The 17,261-nt window shown below is 71.9% G+C and carries 14 protein-coding genes and 1 pseudogene; 4 read left to right on the forward strand and 11 right to left on the reverse strand.

From position 1 onward, the window contains the following. Nucleotides 1-15 precede the first annotated feature (15 nt). From RCP80_RS04735 to RCP80_RS04750, 4 genes and pseudogenes are all read right to left on the reverse strand, one after another. Entirely contained in the window at nucleotides 16-651 is a 636-nt protein-coding gene (locus RCP80_RS04735; protein WP_308481232.1) for a carbonic anhydrase, read from the reverse strand. 106 nt (nucleotides 652-757) lie between these two features. Next, on the reverse strand, nucleotides 758-8,542 hold the full coding sequence (locus RCP80_RS04740) for a PE family protein (RefSeq protein WP_308481233.1): 7,785 nt from the start codon (nucleotides 8,540-8,542) through the stop codon (nucleotides 758-760). Between the two features lie 208 nt (nucleotides 8,543-8,750). Continuing rightward, nucleotides 8,751-9,230: a DinB family protein gene (locus tag RCP80_RS04745; protein WP_308481234.1), complete on the reverse strand. Its 480-nt coding sequence runs from the start codon at nucleotides 9,228-9,230 to the stop codon at nucleotides 8,751-8,753. A gap of 48 nt (nucleotides 9,231-9,278) precedes the next feature. Next, nucleotides 9,279-9,899, reverse strand: a pseudogene (locus RCP80_RS04750) (1-acyl-sn-glycerol-3-phosphate acyltransferase); the annotation flags it as partial. Between the two features lie 199 nt (nucleotides 9,900-10,098). Between RCP80_RS04750 and RCP80_RS04755 the strand changes: the two are divergent. The 3 genes from RCP80_RS04755 to sodC all read left to right on the forward strand — a co-directional run bounded on the left by RCP80_RS04755 (nucleotide 10,099) and on the right by sodC (nucleotide 12,343). Then, nucleotides 10,099-10,425 (forward strand): hemophore-related protein, encoded by a 327-nt coding sequence (locus tag RCP80_RS04755; protein WP_308481235.1) that lies wholly within the window; start codon nucleotides 10,099-10,101, stop codon nucleotides 10,423-10,425. A gap of 27 nt (nucleotides 10,426-10,452) precedes the next feature. Next, nucleotides 10,453-11,379, forward strand: coding sequence for a lytic transglycosylase domain-containing protein (locus tag RCP80_RS04760; RefSeq protein ID WP_373693504.1), 927 nt, complete (start codon nucleotides 10,453-10,455; stop codon nucleotides 11,377-11,379). Between the two features lie 79 nt (nucleotides 11,380-11,458). Further along, nucleotides 11,459-12,343: a superoxide dismutase[Cu-Zn] gene (gene sodC, locus RCP80_RS04765; RefSeq protein ID WP_308481236.1), complete on the forward strand. Its 885-nt coding sequence runs from the start codon at nucleotides 11,459-11,461 to the stop codon at nucleotides 12,341-12,343. A gap of 16 nt (nucleotides 12,344-12,359) precedes the next feature. On the opposite strand, the gene RCP80_RS04770 is transcribed toward sodC, so the two are convergent. Continuing rightward, on the reverse strand, nucleotides 12,360-13,019 hold the full coding sequence (locus RCP80_RS04770) for a hypothetical protein (protein WP_308481237.1): 660 nt from the start codon (nucleotides 13,017-13,019) through the stop codon (nucleotides 12,360-12,362). Nucleotides 13,020-13,138: 119 nt separating this feature from the next. On the opposite strand from RCP80_RS04770, the gene RCP80_RS04775 reads away from it, so the two are divergent. After that, nucleotides 13,139-14,200, forward strand: coding sequence for a YihY/virulence factor BrkB family protein (locus RCP80_RS04775; RefSeq protein ID WP_308481238.1), 1,062 nt, complete (start codon nucleotides 13,139-13,141; stop codon nucleotides 14,198-14,200). 43 nt (nucleotides 14,201-14,243) lie between these two features. Here the strand turns inward: RCP80_RS04775 and RCP80_RS04780 are convergent, their stop codons facing one another. From RCP80_RS04780 to RCP80_RS04805, 6 genes are all read right to left on the reverse strand, one after another. After that, nucleotides 14,244-14,462 (reverse strand): hypothetical protein, encoded by a 219-nt coding sequence (locus tag RCP80_RS04780; RefSeq protein ID WP_308481239.1) that lies wholly within the window; start codon nucleotides 14,460-14,462, stop codon nucleotides 14,244-14,246. Nucleotides 14,463-14,492: 30 nt separating this feature from the next. Beyond that, a complete protein-coding gene (locus RCP80_RS04785; RefSeq protein WP_308481240.1) occupies nucleotides 14,493-15,146 on the reverse strand; it encodes a nitroreductase family protein in 654 nt (217 codons plus the stop codon). A 109-nt stretch (nucleotides 15,147-15,255) separates the two neighbouring features. Next, a complete protein-coding gene (locus RCP80_RS04790; RefSeq protein WP_308481241.1) occupies nucleotides 15,256-15,732 on the reverse strand; it encodes a hemerythrin domain-containing protein in 477 nt (158 codons plus the stop codon). After that, nucleotides 15,729-16,166: an OsmC family peroxiredoxin gene (locus RCP80_RS04795; RefSeq protein WP_308481242.1), complete on the reverse strand. Its 438-nt coding sequence runs from the start codon at nucleotides 16,164-16,166 to the stop codon at nucleotides 15,729-15,731. Before RCP80_RS04795 ends, RCP80_RS04790 begins: the two co-directional genes overlap by 4 nt. 100 nt (nucleotides 16,167-16,266) lie before the next feature. Next, nucleotides 16,267-16,746 carry a MarR family winged helix-turn-helix transcriptional regulator gene (locus RCP80_RS04800; protein WP_308481243.1) on the reverse strand — a complete coding sequence of 160 codons (480 nt, stop codon included), beginning with the start codon at nucleotides 16,744-16,746 and terminating at the stop codon, nucleotides 16,267-16,269. Nucleotides 16,747-16,765: 19 nt separating this feature from the next. Continuing rightward, the gene (locus RCP80_RS04805) at nucleotides 16,766-17,179 is read right to left on the reverse strand and encodes a PAS domain-containing protein (RefSeq protein ID WP_308481244.1); all 414 of its coding nucleotides are present in this window, start codon (nucleotides 17,177-17,179) and stop codon (nucleotides 16,766-16,768) included. Nucleotides 17,180-17,261 lie beyond the last annotated feature (82 nt).

Consider the following 17,261-nt stretch of genomic DNA (forward strand, 5'->3'; position numbering starts at 1 on the left):
GCCCCACGCGTTACCTCAGGTGATCGCCACCGTGCCGTCGGCCAGGCTGTAGTAGCCGAGCACCACCTTCAGCTTGCCCGAGTCGAACGCGGGCTTCAGTTCCCCCGACGCCATGATCTGGTCACGGGACTGCTCCATGTTGGCCTGGATGGAGTTGGTCAGCAGATTCCCCGAGCGCTTCTGGGCCACCGCCACGGCGGGGGTGATCGCAGTGATCAGTGCCGCGACGTCACCGTGCGGCTCCGCATGCTGCTGGATGGACTCGAGGGTCGCCGACACCGCACCGCAATTCTGGTGCCCGAGGACCACGATGAGCGGCGTGCCGAAGTGCCCGACCGCGTATTCGATGCTGCCCATCCCCGCCGGGTCGACGATGTTGCCGGCCACCCGGACGACGAACAAGTCGCCGAGACCCTGGTCGAAAACGACCTCCGGCGGTAGCCGGGAGTCCGAGCAGCTCAACACGATCGCGAACGGCGACTGACCCTGTGACACCGACTGCCGGGCTTCCAGCGACTGGTCGGGGTGCATCATGCGCCCCTCGACGAATCGCTGATTGCCCTGTTTCAACTCCGCCAGCGCCAGGTCGGCATCCGAGATGTCGGCTCGCGGTGTCTCGGTGCGGATGGTGAGGTCCGCGGGGACCGTCACGGTTGCCGTGGCGGTGGTCCCTTGCGGCGCGCCGCACGCGCTCAGCGCCGCGGCGGCTGCGGCAGTGCCGGCTACTCCGAACCAAGCCCGTCTGGACAGCATCATCTCAGGCCGGGCCGCCGCTGCCGCCGCTGCCACCGGCCCCGCCCGCGCCGCCGTCGGATCCCGCGGCGGAACTGCCCGCGGTGCCCGGGCTGCCCGCCTGGCCGGGGCCACCGGAACCAGCGCCGCCGTTTCCGCCCTGGCTGCCGTTGCCACCGCTGCCGCCAACCCCGTCGGTGCCCCCGGCGTCGCCGCCGCTGCCGCCGCTGCCGCCGGCTCCGCCGGTGCCGCCGACAGTTCCGGCGGTGCCGGTGCCGCCGGTCCCGCCGATGCCACCCGCGCCGGCATTGCCGCCGTTGCCCGACGCGGTGTCGCCGGCGCCACCGTGGCCGCCATTGCCGCCGGCGCCGGCGTTGCCGCCGGACGGGGCGATGCCGCCGCCGCTGCCTTCGGCGCCGTACCCGCCGTTGCTGCCACGGGTGCCGTTGCCGCCGTTGCCGCCGGTGCCGGTGAACCCAGCCCCGCCGTTGCCGCCGCTGCCGCCGGCCCCGCCGTCCTTGCCGTTCTGGCCGGCGCCGGGTGCATTGACGACGTCCAGTGCTGAACCGCCGTCGCCGCCGTTTCCGCCGATACCCCCGGCACCGTCGCCGACCGTGCCCGTACCGCTGCGGCCGGCGTTGCCGCCGTGGCCACCGGTTCCGCCCGCCGGCGCGGCATCGGTGTTGCGGTAACTACCGCCGTTACCGCCGGTGGCACCGTGACCACCGTTTCCGGCGTTGCCGCCGATGACGCCGTCGCCGCCGTCGCCGCCGGTGCCACCGTCCCCACCGGGATTGCCCGGCTCGCCCGAACCCATGGTGGACCCCGCTGAACCCCCGTTGCCGGCGTGGCCGCCGTTACCGCCGTTGGCCCCGGCGCCGTCTTGCCGGGTGCCGCCACCAGCCGTGCCGGCGTTGCCGCCGTGTCCGCCGTGCCCACCGCGCGATCCGAATCCTCCACCGGCATTGCCGCCGCTGCCCCCGTTACCGCCGACCCCGGCGTTGCCGCCGACGAGGCCGATTCCACCGTTACCGCCGTTGCCGCCGGCACCGCCGGCCTCACCGACGCCGCCGAAACTGCCGTTGAGGGCGGCGGTGCCATTACCGCCGTTGCCGGCGTTGCCACCGTTACCGAGTGCGCCCTGGTCGAGCATGCCGGTGCCACCCGCACCTCCAGCGCCGCCGTTTCCGCCGCGACCGCCCGAGGGAGCAACCCCGGTACGGGCGGTGTAGGTACCGCCGTGCGCCCCGGACCCGCCGATTCCGCCGTTGCCGCCCGCGCCACCGGTACCGGTGAACCCGTTGCCACCAGCACCACCCGCACCGCCGTGGCCGCCGTTATAGCCGGGCCCGACCCCGCGGTTGTTGCCGCCCGTCCCGTCGCCGCCGTCGCCGCCGTTGCCGCCGACACCCCCGACACCGCCCGCGCCGTCCCCCTGCGCGCCGATACCGATCTGCCCGGCGTCGCCGCCACGTCCGCCACCACCGCTGCCGTGGGACCCGGACCCTCCGAGCGGGTTGGCGGCCTCGCCACCGACACCGCCGGTGCCGCCGGTGCCGCCGGTGTTGCCCGCGCCATCGACGACCGCACCGATGCCGGCCGTACCCGCGGCGCCGCCGTGGCCGCCGGCACCGCCTGACGATCCGCCCCCGCCTTGCAATCCGTTGCCACCGTTGCCGCCGTCGCCGCCGCGGCCGGCATCGCCGCCGACCGCACCCGCGCCGCCGGCCCCGCCGGTGCCTCCGATTCCGCCGGCGCCGCCGTCTGCACCTGCGCCGCCGTTACCGCCGTCGCCTCCTCGACCGGCATTTCCGCCGGTTCCACCGTGGCCGCCGACGCCGGCACCACCTTGGCCGCCGTTGCCTCCGGTTCCGCCGGTAGCACCGGGACTGGCGGTCAGGCCGTTTCTGCCGGTGGCGCCGCTTCCGCCGTTGCCGCCGCTTCCGCCTGTCCCGGCGGCACCCGCGCCGCCCGCGCCGCCGCCGGCCTGACCCGCGTCGCCGCCGCTTCCGCCGTGTCCGCCCGACGGAATGATGGTGCCCGCATTAACGACGACGCCGCCGGCACCGCCATGGCCGCCGTTGCCCCCGTCGCCGGCGTCGCCTCCGATGCCGGTGAAGCCGTTACCGCCGTTACCACCGTTGCCGCCGCGGCCACCGTTGCCGCCGTTGCGGCCATCTTCGGTGTTTCCGCTCCAGCCGGTGCCGCCGTCGCCGCCGTTGCCGGCGGTGCCTGCAGCACCGTCACTGACCGATCCCACGCCGATCTTGCCCGCGTCACCGCCGTTACCGCCCGCACCGCCGGCGTGCCCGTTCAGGCTCGGATCGCTGCCGCCGTCACCCCCGCGACCGCCGTTGCCGCCGTTGCCCGCGTTGCCGGCGATAACCCCGTCTCCGCCGTCGCCACCCGTGCCGCCACGGCCGCCCGGATTACCGTCGTAGAAGCGACCGCCGAAGGCGCCCTGGTTGCCGTTGCCGGCGTTGCCGCCGTGACCACCATTGGCGCCTACGCCGTTCTGACCACCGGTGCCGATACCGGCTATGCCGCTGTCACCACCGTGGCCGCCGTTGCCTCCGTTGGGGCCACCGCTTTCTTGTCGGGCGGTGCCACCGTTGCCGCCATTGCCGGCATTGCCGCCGCTGCCGGCGTTGCCGCCGATGACGCCGGCCCCACCGTTGCCGCCATTTCCGCCGTTGCCGCCGGAATCGCCGCTCTGGCCGGTATCGCCGTCATTTCCGTTCGCGCCGTCGCCCGCGTTGCCGCCGTGGCCGCCGTTGCCGCCAAGCCCATCGCCGGCTGCGCCGGCCCCTGCCGTGCCGGCGTTGCCGCCGTGGCCGCCGTGGCCACCGGACGGGGCGGCTGTGTTGCCGTCACCGGTGTCGATGCCGCCGTCTTCACCGTGGCCGCCGCTGCCACCGCTGCCGGCGTTGCCGCCCGTCCCGGTGAACCCGTTGCCGCCGTTACCACCGTGGCCGCCGTTGCTGCCGTTCTGACCGTTGACACCGGGACTGGGGGAGTCATCCCCGCGGCCATGGCCGCCGTTGCCGCCGTCCCCGCCCCGACCTCCGAGCCCGTCGCCGCCTTCGCCCACGCCGATTTGACCCGCGTCGCCGCCGTGGCCACCCAGGCCCCCGCCGATATCGAAACCGGCGCCGCCGTGGCCGCCGTGGCCACCGTCACCGGCGTCGCCGCCGGTACCGGTGAAACCGGCACCACCGTTGCCGCCGATGCCGCCCTGGCCCCCGCTCTGACCCGGGGCAAACGAACTGACGCCGGGACTGCCATCGCCGCCATTGCCACCGTTGCCGCCATTGCCGCCGGTGCTGCCGGCACCGTCGGCGACCGTGCCGACGCCGGCCTGACCGGCATCGCCGCCGTGTCCGCCGCTGCCACCTGCGGTGCCGGTGTCCTCACCCCCGGCCCTGCTGCCGTTGCCACCGTTTCCGCCATCGCCACCGAAGCCCGCGCCGCCGCCGATCCGACCGTCGCCGCCGTCACCGCCGATGCCGCCGCCGCCGCCCGCAGCGCCCGTGCCCCGGAACTCGCCACTGCCGCCATTGCCGCCGTCGCCGGCGTCGCCGCCGTCGCCGCCGGTACCGGTGAAGCCGTCGCCACCGTTTCCGCCATTGCCGCCCATGCCGCCGCCGCTGGTCAACACACCGCCGTTGTAACGGCCATCGGTGCCGTCGCCGCCGTCGCCGCCGTGGCCGCCGAGACCACCGGCACCGCTGCCCAGTGCGCCGTCGCCCACCTGGCCGGCGTCACCACCGTTACCGCCGTTGCCACCGGACGGAGCGTCCGCCCTACCCGTGGTCAGGGCCGGTCCGCCATCGGCGCCATCGCCGCCGTGGCCGCCGTTTCCGGCGTTACCTCCCGTGCCGGCACTTCCGGAACCGCCGTCGCCACCGGCCCCGCCGTTGCCGCCGTTGCCGCTGCCGGCGACGGTCTGGGTATAGCCGTTGCCGCCGTTGCCGCCGTGGCCACCACGGGTAACCGTTGCTCCGGATGCCCCGTCGCGTCCGGCGGTACCGTCCCTGCCACCGATCCCGGCCAGGCCACCGGTGCCGCCGCCACCGGCATTGCCGGCATCGCCACCATCCCCGCCGGCGCCACCATCGGGGGTGGTCGCGTCGCCGTCGGCGCCGTCACCGCCCTCGCCGGGAGTGCCCGCGCGGCCGCCGTCACCGCCGGCACCGCCATCGCCGTTGACGCCGAGTTCGCCGTGCGCGGACGCGCCGCCCGCTCCGCCGGCCCCGCCCGCGCCGCCGGATCCGCTGTCGCCGCCGTGGCCGCCGTGGCCGCCGGCGGTCCCGGCCGCACCCGCTGTCGTCGCGTCGTCACCGGTGGTACCGGCGGCACCGTCCCCGCCGGCACCACCCGCCCCGCCGAAACCGCCGTTGCCGCCGTCGCCGGAGACCGAACCGCCGGCACCGCCCGCCCCGCCGGTCCCACCCGCAGTGCCATCGGTGCCGCTCTCGCCGGCACCGTTGGTGCCGATACCGTCGGCGCCCTGTGCGCCATCGCCGCCGTTGCCACCGGCTCCGCCGTCGCCGACGTTGCCGCCCGCACCGCCCGCGCCGCCGTTCCCGCCGGGACCGGTGTTCGCGACCGTCCGAGTGAAGCCATCGCCGCCGTCGCCGCCGTTGCCGCCGTGAGTGATTACGGCGCCCGACACGCCGTCCAGACCCCTCGAGCCGCCCGTGCCGCCGATGCCGGCCAGACCGCCGCTCCCGCCGCTCCCGGCGGTGCCCCGATCCCCCCCGGCTCCGCCGGCACCGCCGTCGGGGGCCGAAGCCGTCCCGTCGGCGCCGTCGCCGCCGTCGCCGGGAGTGCCGTTGAAGCCGCCGTGGCCGCCTGCGCCGCCGTTGCCGTTGTGGCCGAGCGCGCCGTGTGCGGATGCGCCGCCGGCTCCACCGGCGCCACCGTCGGCACCCGATCCGCTGTTCCCGGCGTCGCCGCCGGCCTGTCCGGCCAGCTCTGCCGTGGTCGCGTCGTCGCCGTTGGCGCCGGCACCCCCGGCACCGCCTGCGCCACCCGCACCGCCGACACCGCCCGCGCCGCCGTCGCCGGAGACCGCACCACCGGCACCGCCCGCTCCGCCGTTGCCGCCCGCAGTGCCGTCGGTCCCGCTGCCACCGCTGCCGCCGGCGACGGTGGCACTGAGACCGTCGACGCCGTTGGCACCCGCCCCGCCGTCGCCCCCGGCGCCGCCGTTGCCGATCGCGCCACCGTCACCGCCGGCGCCGCCGTTCCCGCCGGGTCCGCTGTTGGCGACCGTCCGAGTGAAGCCATCGCCGCCGTTGCCGCCGTGTCCGCCTTGAGTGACCGTCGCGCCTGACGCACCGGTTGCGCCGGTGCTACCGTTTCCGCCGACTGTCGTGCCCGCCGCCCCGCCGTGCGTGCCCGCACCGGCCGTGCCGGGATTGCCGCCCTTGCCGCCGGCGCCACCATCGGGGTTGAGGGCACTGCCTGCCGCGCCCGCGCCGCCGTCGCCGGGAGAGCCCGCGGCGCCACCGGTGCCGCCGGCCCCGCCATCGCCGTTGGTGCCGGTCTCGCCGATCCCTTGTGCGACACCGGCATTGCCGCCGTTGCCGGCCACGCCGCCGTCCCCGCCATCGGCTCCGTTACCACCGTCGAAGCCGGGATTGCCGGCAATGACAGCGCTCGTGCCGTTGGCCCCGTTACCGCCGCGGCCACCGCCCCCGGCCGCGCCGCCGGCCCCGCCATTTCCGCCGTCTCCTGAAGTCGTACCGCCCAGGCCGCCGTTGCCGCCGGCCCCACCGGTGCCGCCGATACCGCCATCGGTGGCGGCAGCACCCAACGGGATACCGTCCGCTCCGTCGACTCCGTCCGGTCCATCGCCGCCCGCACCGCCGTTGCCGCCATTGCCGATCGCGCCGCCGTTGCCGCCGTCGCCGCCCCTGCCGCCTCGCGTACCCGCGGCGGTGCCGACGGTGATGACATCGAAGCCATCCCCGCCGTCGCCGCCGTTACCTGCCGGACCGGTCACCGCCGCACCGACACTGCCGCCCGCGCCGGCGTTGCCGCCGCCACGCGGTCTGGTGCCTGCCACGCCGCCGATACCGCCGATACCGGCAGTGCCGGGGTTGCCGCCGTTGCCGCCGTTACCGCCGTCGAGGGTGAGCGCGTCGCCCGCCCCGCCCTTGCCGCCGACGCCGGGGATCCCCGCGGCACCACCGGTGCCGCCGGTCCCGCCGTCACCGTTGCTGCCGACCGACGTGAACAGACCCCGGCGTGCGCCGGCATTGCCGCCCGCCCCGCCGGCCCCGCCCGTCCCGCCGTTGGCGCCGTCGCCGCCGGCGCCGCCCACGGCGCCGGCAATGAGTGCGTTCAGGCCCGCCACGCCGTCGCCGCCACGACCCCCGATACCGCCCGCCCCGCCCAACCCGCCGCTCCCGCTGCGTCCGAAGAGCACGCCGCTGGCGCCACCATTGCCGCCGGCCCCACCGTCACCGGCGTTGGCACCGTTGGTGCCCGAGGGATGGGTGGTGGTGCCGTCGAGGCCGCCTGCGCCGTCGGCGCCTGCGCCGCCACGGCCCCCGTTGCCGCCGTTACCGATCAGCCACCCGCCGTTACCGCCGTTACCGCCGTTACCGCCGGCGACACCGGCACCGCCGTTACCCCCGTTGCCGACGAAGATCGCGTTGCCACCGTTGCCGCCGTTGTAGCCGGACCCGCCGTTGCCCAGCATCCCGCCGCGGCCGCCGTGACAGGCCGTGACCCCAAGGCAGGTGGCGGCGTCGAAGCTGAACCCGTTGCCCAGCAGCAATCCCGCATCAGGATGAGTCGCGGTGCCGTTGCCGATGAAGAGCCTGATCAACTCCGCCAGCGGGCGCGCCCCGGGCGTCGGCACGGCCAGCGCGGTGGTCGGGCGGAGGTCGGCACCCGTGGAACCGATACGCGCATCGTCGGCGGGTGCACCCGGATCGAATTCTTGACGCGCGAACGCCAACGCGGCCCATGCCGCCGGCGTTCCGAGCGGGGCGCCTTGATCGTCGGTCATGGAATGCAACCCGGCGTCGGGGGAGATCGACGGTGCCGCGGTCAGTGCCAACATCCCGTCACCACTGGCGGCCGGTGCGGGGGCGTCGTCGGCCGCGTGCGTCGGATCCGGCTGGGCCGCTGTCGATCCCGCTGCCGCGTCGACATCCGGCAGTGGGGTGTCCGTCGTGCCGGTCGACTCCGGACCGATCTCGTCCGTGGCCGGGGTTTCGGTCGCATCCGGGGTCGCGGTGTTGGTCCTGCCGAACCGATGCCGACCCAGGACCTCGTGCCGACTCGACCAGTCCGGCCTCGCCGATGTCGGTCGATCTGCCGAATCACCATGTGGCTGAGGGGCATCCGACGCGGTTGTCGCTTGCCCCGAGGTGCCGTCCGCGGCCTGGGGTGCTGTCGCATCCGGGGCCGGGGTGGTGGTCCTGCCGAACCGATGCCGGCCCGACGCCCCGCGCCGGCTCGACAAATCCGGGCGTGCAGTTGTCGATCCAGCTGCCGCATCCGAGGTCGACGTGTTGGTCGGGCCGAGTCGAGGACGGTCCGGCGCGGACCGTTTCGACGGCCCGGTGGACGGTTGGCTCGAGCTATCCTCGCCGGTGGTTGCACCCGGATCCGTCTCATCGGCGTATGCCAGTGCCGGCAGGCTGGCGATCGCGACCCCGATTCCCAGGGCCACCGCCAATGCGCCCAATCGCCCCACGTACCGCGCGCAGCCACGCGAGTCCACCGATGTGCGTCCCGGCGGCGTTGCGCCTGCCGCCGGACCCCACGCACGCCGAATTTGCTGAGTCATGCCTGTCCTCACGGTCGTGGCGCGAGGGCGCACACTCAGCAATGCTTTGCGCAACGCCATGGGACCGGTGTCCCAAGCCTGGGAGCACGCTACCGTGTAGTTTCCGTCGGTTCGCGGCAAACGCTAGTTTTTTTCCTGCCGGGCGCGCCGAACGGCCCCGCGTTTCGGGCGACGGTCGCCACGGCACCGGTCTAGGTGCCAATAGTGCTCAGCCGGTCAGCAATTGTTCGCGCAGGATGTCGGCGTGCCCGCAGTGCTGGGCCAGTTCGCGCAGGACCTGCAAGTACACCCAGCGCAGCGTGCGCGGCCCGGCGCGATGGCCGACCGCGACCATTTCCAGCGGCAGGTCCGCCACCCGCGTTCGGGCCGTCGCGCAGGCCGTCAGATACGCCGCTGTGACCGATGCGATGGTGTCGTCGTCGGTCAGCCGGAAGGACTCGTCCACGCTCGCCACCAGCCCGAGTTCCCGACGGGTTCGGCCGCCCACGCATTCCTCGAACCACACTCGCTGCATCCACGTCACGTGCTTGACCAGTCCGAGCACCGTCGTGGCCGACGGGACGAGCCGACGACGAGCCTGCTCCTCGGTGAGGCCGTCCAGGGCCCGCTCGAACTTGGCCCGGTACTCCTCGACAAACGCGTCGAGCTGGGTGCGTTCGTCGTCCAGCACTACCCCGAACGCACCCATCAGAGCCTCCCTCCACGGCAACTGGCGCAACCCTATGCGCGCCTGTGGTCAGCCGAGCACGGGGAACCGCCGCTGGGATGCCAGCCGGTCGAGCGCCTTCTGCATCTCGGCCCGCACATACCCGTCGACCGCATCGATGTCGGGATCGTCGCCGAACTGCGCGGCGATGTCGATGGGCTCGAGTACCTCCGTGACGATCTTCGACGGCAGCGGCAGGTTCGGCGGGAAGAACACGCTGAGGCCGAACGGCCACCCGACGCTGACCGGCACGATATCCAGCCGAAACTTGTTCAGAAACAACATCTTTGCGAGGCGGTGGCCGCGGGTCAGGAAGAATTGTGTCTCCTGGGCGCCGATCGAGACGACGGGCACAATGGGCACGCCCGTCTCGATCGCCGTCCTGACGTAGCCGGTGCGGCCGTTGAAGTCGATGACGTTGGCCGCCGAGGTGGGCCGGTAGGCGTCGTAGTCCCCGCCCGGGAACACCAGGACCGCCGCGCCCGAATGCAGCGCGGCGGCGGCGTTGTCCGGACTTGCCTCGATGACCCCGAGCCGGTTCATGAGCAGAGCCAACGGACCCATCAGGACGCCGTAGTGGGCGAGGGTGTGCAACGGTCGGTCGTAGCCGAAATTGCGGTAGAAGGCCGGCGCGAAGACCAGGACGTCCGGAGGGGTACCCGCAACGGCGTCAGCGCACCGCTGTTCGGCTCGGGGTACCTCGTAACGTTTGCCGCAGCGGGTCCGAAAACCAACTGTGCGACCAGCGCTGGACCCGGATGAACCACGCGGGGGCCAGTGGCGCTGGTGGCGCAATCGCCGACCGTGTCCGGTACGCCGATGCGTAACCCTGCTGCAGAAGGAATGAAGTATGAAGACCAAGATCTTTCTCACCACCGGCGTGGCGGCTGCCGCGGTCCTGCTCAGCGGCGGCACCGCCGCGGCGCAGCCCGATGTGGAAGCGATCGTGACTTCGACGTGTTCGTATCCGCAGGTCGTGAGCGCGCTGGGGGCGACCTCGCCCGGGGTGGCCGCCGAACTCGAGTCAAGCATGCTGGCCACCGGCTGGATCCAGAACCTGTTGGCGGCCGGCCCGGATGAGCGGCGTTCGATGCTCGCTCAACTAGAGGCGTACCCCCAGCTCAACGAGTACACCTCGGTGATCAATTCGGTGGCCTACAGCTGCCAGAACTACTGACCCGTTTTTTTTCGGTACCGTACGGGCATCACAACGCACCACCCGGATCGAGCGAGACGGCGGACCACTGTCCTTGCTGTCACAGTCCTGCTCGCCCTGGCCGGTTGTTCGCAGCCGGCCGTGCCCCCGGCGGAGACCACCGCCACCGCGGCCGCGCCGCGACCTGCGGCCGAACCCGCGCCGCGGCGGCCCGCGTCGGAGCCTGCGCGGCTGGCCGACGACCTGGTGGCCGACGAACTGGCGCTACGTGACCCGTCCTCGTCGGAGGCGGTGCTGTTGGCAGCGGCCTACCGTCAGCAACTGGCCTACCGCGAACTGGGACGACACCCGGAGTGGGACGCGATCGCGCGTCCGCGTGTCCCGGCGGCGCTGCTCGAGGTCTACGACCACAACGTCGGTGCGCGCCGTGAACTGACGGCGATGAGTAGGGGTACGACGAGGACGACGCTGCCACCGTGGCGCATCGGGGCGCCCCCGCCGGCCGACGAGTTGCTCGGCTACTACCGCGCGGCGGAATCGGCCCACGGTGTCGGCTGGAATTACCTGGCGGCGATCAACTTGATCGAGACCGGTCTGGGTCGCATCGAGGGGACGAGCACCGCCGGCGCGCAGGGGCCCATGCAGTTCCTGCCCTCGACGTTCGCCGCCTACGGTGCGGGCGGCGACATCCATTCACACCGCGACGCGATCACGGCGGCCGCCCGCTATCTCGCGGCCAATGGGTTTGTCCGGGACCGCGATCATGCCGTGTACCGCTACAACAATTCGATGAACTACGTGCGGGCGGTCACCCACTACGCCGCCGCGCTGGCCGCGGATCCCGCCGCCTTCAACGGCTTTCACCGATGGGATGTCTACTACAACACGATCTCCGGCGACGTGCTGCTGCCCGTGGGCTACGTCGCCGACGCGCCGATCCCGGTTGCGGAATACCTTGACCGACAGCCACGCTGACCGGCACCGCCGCGACGAATTCAGATAAATCGATCGAATCGTGATGTGTGCTCTCGGCTTTTCGGGTACGCATAGCCCCATGAGAAAGCACGCCACCGCCGCATTGCTGTTTGTCGCGCCGGTGGTCCTGCTGAGCGCCTGCGCCACCGACGACCAGGCCGACGAACAGCAGACCACCTCGCCGACCACCACCGAAAGCCCAGCGCCCCCGCCGGGGGAACAACTGACCGCCGAACTCAGGACGGCCGACGGCACACCGGTCGCCGACGCCACCTTCGACTTCGCCGACGGCTTCGCGACCGTCACCGTCGAGACCATCAACGCAGGCGTCCTGAGCCCCGGTTTCCACGGCATGCACATTCACGCTGTCGGTCAGTGCGAACCGAACTCGGTTTCCCCGACCGGCGGCCCGCCGGGCGACTTCAACTCCGCCGGGGGGCACCTACACCTCCCCGACGGCGGCCACCCCGCCGGCGGTGACTTGATCCCCCTGCAAGTCCGCGCCGACGGCTCGGCCCGGGTGCAGACCACCACCGACGCGTTCACCGCCCAAGACCTGCTGGCCGACGACGGCACCGCGCTGATCATCCACGAGGGGCCGGACAACCTCGCCAACATCCCGCCCCGCTACACGATCGACGGCACGCCCGGCCCGGACCAGGAGACGCTGGACACCGGCGATGCCGGCGCCAGATTCGCCTGCGGTGTCATCGAGGGGACCGCCGCGACGACCACCGAGACGACCGTCACCGAGACAGTCCCACCGGCCACCACCGAGGTGCCCGCGCCGGCGCCGGTGCCCACCGAGAGCGCTCCCGCGACGGTGACCGAAACGCCGACCAGTCCGACCTCGGCGGAGACCACGACTCCGGCGACGACGAGCCCGGAAACCACGACTCCGCCGGTCACCACCACGACGACGCCGCCGGCGGGCCCGCTGCCCGGACCCGCCCCGGAGGGCTAACCGGAGGCGTTCCCGCTCAGATGACTGACAGGCCGGCGGGGCGCTCGGCGGCCTCGCCCGCGTGCAGGGCCGCCGGAGCCAGAAACTCGGCCAGCGCGTACTGCTTTTCCGGCGAATCCGGGCGGGACCCGGGCGCCGGTCCGCGGTACAACTCGGTGGCCGCCTTGGCCTGGAACATCGCCACGACCGCGTCGTTGTGCCGTTCGGAGCCGAACTGGGTCAGCGCGGCGTTCAGCTTGTCGTCGACGTAGTCGAGAGTGTGCTCGAGTCGCCGCAGTTCGGTCGCGTCCTGACGCGCGTCCTCCCCCGCCGCCTGCGCGCTGCGCCGCGCGGCCACACCACGCATGGCCAGCGCACCGAGGGCCGCCGACAGCGCCGGCACGAACAGGACCGTGCTGGCCACGCCCAGCGAGCTGTCCGACGACAACGAGGCGCCGATGCTCAGTGTCATCAGCACCCCCAGCATGGCCGCCAGCAGCGTCAGCGGCGAGGCCGCGGCCACCCGGTCGCCGGCCTGCCGGGCCAGCGGTGTCAGCTTCGACGACACGGCGGCGGCCTGCCGCAGCGCCGTCTGATTCCAGGCCGGTTTGGTCCGCGCCGGGGGCGGGACGGGCGCAGACGCCGCAACGGGACCGGCCTCGTCGCGCGTCTGATACACATCAGCGGGAGCAGTCATGGGGCCATTGTGGCCCGAGTGGCCAATGATTTCCGGGAGGCGCAGCGGCACGAGCAGTGCAGCGTGGGCACCACCCGAACTAGAGGTTCGGCCGGTGCGGCCCCGGGGTAGAGGAAGGTATGGCCTCCACACCGTCGCGGGAACAACCCGACACCGCCCCGCCGCCGGATCCCGACGATCCCCGCAAGCCGGATTCCCCGACGGATCTGACCAAGTCGTCATTCCGCTATGCGCTGCGCAAGACCCTGCGGGAATTCCAGCAGGACCAGTGCACCGACCTTGCCGCAGCGCTGACGTACTACGCGGTGCTGGCGGTGTTCCCGGCGGTGCTGGCAGTGGTCTCCCTGCTCGGCGTGTTCGGCCAGGGCCAACGCACCACCGACGCGATGCTCGACATCGCCGGCGACCTGGTGCCGGCGTCGATCGTCGACACCTTGCGCCCCACCATCCAACAACTCGTCGAAGCGCCGTCGGCCGGTATCGCGCTGCTCATCGGTGTCGCCACGGCAGTGTGGTCGGCCTCCGGTTACATCGGTGCTTTCGGACGCGCGATGAACCGCATCATGGAGATCGACGAAGGCCGGCCGGTGTGGAAGCTGCGGCCAACGCAGTTGCTGCTGACGATGACGGCGCTGGTGATGGTCGCGGTGGTGGGATTCATGCTTGCCATCAGCGGGCCCGTGGCCGAGGCCGTGGGCAACGCGATCGGTGTCGGGACGACGGCGGTGACGGTGTGGAACGTGGGACGCTGGCCGCTGATCCTGCTGTTCGTCGTCGCGGCCGTGGCAATCCTGTACTACGCCACCCCCAATGTGCAGCAGCCGAAGTTTCGCTGGCTCAGTGTGGGTGCGGCGTTGGCCATCGTGATCTGGGTGGTCGCGTCGATCGGCTTCGGCATCTACGTCGCCAATTTCAGCAACTACAACCGGACCTACGGCACGCTGGCCGGCGTCGTGATCTTCCTGCTGTGGCTCTGGATCACCAATCTGGCGTTGCTGTTCGGCGCGGAACTGGACGCCGAACTCGAACGTGGGCGTCAGTTGCAAGCGGGGCTTCACGCCGAGGAGGACCTCCAGCTTCCGCCGCGCGACACGCACGGCATCAAAAAGGAGCGGGAAGCCGAGCGGGAGGACCTCGAGAAGGGGCGGCGGCTGCGCCGAACTCGGGGCAACGGCAGCTGAGCGCGGAACCGCACCGAACGGTCACGAGGGCAGCTCGTGCGGACTATCCCGAAGAGCCGGACCCTCCCGAACGGTTCGTGGCTCGCCGCCATGCCCGCGCCGTGGCGATCACCACGCACACCCCGACGCTAAGGGCGAACAGCGCGAGCACCGCGTGCCGGGGTTGCGCTGAGCTCACGAATGCCCACGCCTGCAATCCGCCGGCCACCAGCGCCAGCACACCGAACGCCATCGACGCGCCTGCGAGCCGCTTGTCCGTCACGTCCTCGAGGGTAGGTGCGCGCCGCAGTGCTCAGTCGGAAGCAACGTCGCGAAACGCACGGTTCCCGTACCGGTCGAGGGAGACCATCTCGCCCACCGGGCGACGGGTCGTGGGTCCGTATTTACCCTTCGGCCAGCCGATCGGGATCACCGCGCACGGGGTGACGTTCCACGGCATTCCCAGGGCACGGCGCGCCAACAGCCTGCTCCACAGCGGCAGGGTGATCAGCGCCGCGCCCAACCCGGCCGCGCGCGCCGCGAGCAACAAGTTCTGCACCGCGGGATAGATGGAACCGTAGGAACTGGTCACCGCGATCGGCGGCCAGGCCGGAATCACGCCCTTGAGGCAGGCCACCACCACGACCGGGATCTCGTCGAAATGCTCCGCCTGCCACTGCACGGCCTTCTCGATCCGGAGCATCTGGTCGTTACCCTCGCCCATTCGGCGCGACGCGATGCGCTTGTAGATCCCGCCGCCGACCTTGAGCGCGCGGCGATTCAATCGGCCGAGTTTCGCGACCACCTCGCGGTCCTTGACGACGATGAACTCCCAGTTCTGCGCATTCGAACCCGTCGGCGCCTTCATCGCCAACTCCAGGATGTGCAGCAGCAACGCGTCGTCGACGGGGTCGCTCCTGACCCGACGGATCGCTCGCTGGGTTCGCATCGCCTCTTCGAGAGGCATGGTCAAAGGCTCGTGCTGGGTCATGACCATGATTCCAACACGGTCGGTTACCGCTGCGGGTGGTTCCGCGACATACCAGCATGGCCTTCGCGGCCGGCCGGCTCTGAGTTCAGTCGACCGGCACGCCGCCGCAGACCCAGCCCGCCGGAAGCTCGCTGGTGCGAAGCAACTTGCTCAGCTCCTCGAGATCGCCCGGTGGCAGCATGCCGTCGGCCGACGGGTAGACGATGCGCTCCTCCTTCATGTTGTGAGAACCCAACTGTTCCAACAGCTCTCGGCACAATTGCGCCGTTGCCTCGGAGTCCCCGTCGGTGACCAGCCGCTCGAGTTCATCGAGCACGGGCCACATTTGCCCGTGCTCATGGACCATCACCATCAGCGGGCCGACGAGCCCGGCCGCGCGCAACGGCGGGAACACGTACTCCTCTTCCAGATAGATGTGACGTCGCAGCACCGCGATGGCGTCGAGCAGGGCGGTGCGCTGGGCGGGGGACACCTCGGACGTGTCGGCGCCGGCGAAGATCGCGATCCCGTCGTCGATGATCCGGTGCTCGCGCTCCAGGACGGCGCCGATGGAAACGGTCACTCGAGTTCGGCCTTCACGCTGATCTTGGCGCCGGCGAACAGCCTCGACACCGGGCACAGTTCGGCGGTCTCGTCGATGATCTGCTGAAACTTCGCGGCGTCCAGCCCGCTGACCTGGGCCTTGACCGCCAACGCCGAGGAGACGATCGTGGGCAGGCCATTGACCTCGTCGAGTGTCACGGTGGCGCGCACATCGAGGCGCTGCGGAGTCAGTTGCTGCTCACCGAGTTTCAGCGCCAGCGCCATCGAGAAGCAGGACGAGTGGGCCGCCGCGGCCAGTTCCTCGGGACTGGTCTTGCCGCCGGGTGTCTCGGTGCGTGCCGCCCACGTCACGTCGAGTCCGGTCAGCGCCCCGCTGCCGGAGTCCAGTCGACCTGTGCCCGACGCCAGCGGACCTTCCCACACGGTGCCGGTGCTGCGTTCAGCGATGCTCATTGCCGCCTCCCTAGTTTCTACAAAATTGTCTTGTAGAAAAGCTACACCCAACCGGGTGTCGATGACCAGGGCTTTTTGTTGGCGGACGCGCCCGTGCGGATCAGAGCGGGCCGCGGTTGTGGGTTTCGGCGGACTCGGCGTGGAAGCGCTCATGGAGTGCGGTCAGGACACGGGCGCAGACTGCGCGCTCGGTGGGATCGAGCTCGTCGAGCACCCGGCGCAGCTCCCGACGACGGCGGTTCGCGGCCTGTTTGACCACCTTGCGTCCCTGGGCCGTGAGCTCGAGCGCCACGATTCTGCGGTTGGACGGATCGGCAACGCGGACCAGATGACCAGAGGCGTGCAGGCGATCGGCCAGCCGGGTCACCGACGAGCCGGCCACGCCGAGTTCTGTCGCACACCGCGTGGAGGTGGACCGGCCCCGCTCGTGGAGCACTGCCAGCAGCCGGAACTGCGGCAGCGATACCTCGAGCTCATCCACACTGCGCAGGGCCACCCCGACCAGGTCCCGGGTCGCCGTCTCGAAGGCCGTCAGCTCGTTGACCGGCGTCTTCGTCAACTCAGGCGCTCCCGTGCTCACGGCGTCAGTCTCGCACGCGTCATCGTTCGGCCAGCTGGCGCCGAAGGTCGCGGGTCTCTTCGAAGCGGGCCGTGACATCGCGCAACGTGGCGGCGATGCCGAGGAGGTGCTGTTGGCCGTCGGTCACGGGGTGGATGACGAACTCCACCGAGATCGCCGAGCCGTCGGCGCGCACGGCCGGCACCGCGAGCAGGTCCCCGTCGCTGTATCGGCTCTGGCCGGTCTCCATGACCCGGTGCCAGCCGGCCCAGTGCCTGGCGCGGTGTCGTTTGGGGATGATCAGATCCAGTGACTCCCCGACGGCCTGTTCGGCGGCGAACCCGAAGATCCGCTCGGCGCCGCCATTCCAGAACGTAATCAAACCATTGCGATCCGCCGCCATGACTGCGTCCGGCCCGGACAGCAGTGCGGCGGCGATCATTTTCTCGTCCATGACTCCCATTATTGCACTGCGCAACACTTGCTTTGTGCAAGAAAGGGGAGCATGGTAGGGACTTGAAGCATTCCAGTCGGAA

It is taken from the genome of Mycolicibacterium sp. MU0053, from assembly GCF_963378095.1.
Taxonomy (GTDB): domain Bacteria; phylum Actinomycetota; class Actinomycetes; order Mycobacteriales; family Mycobacteriaceae; genus Mycobacterium; species Mycobacterium burgundiense.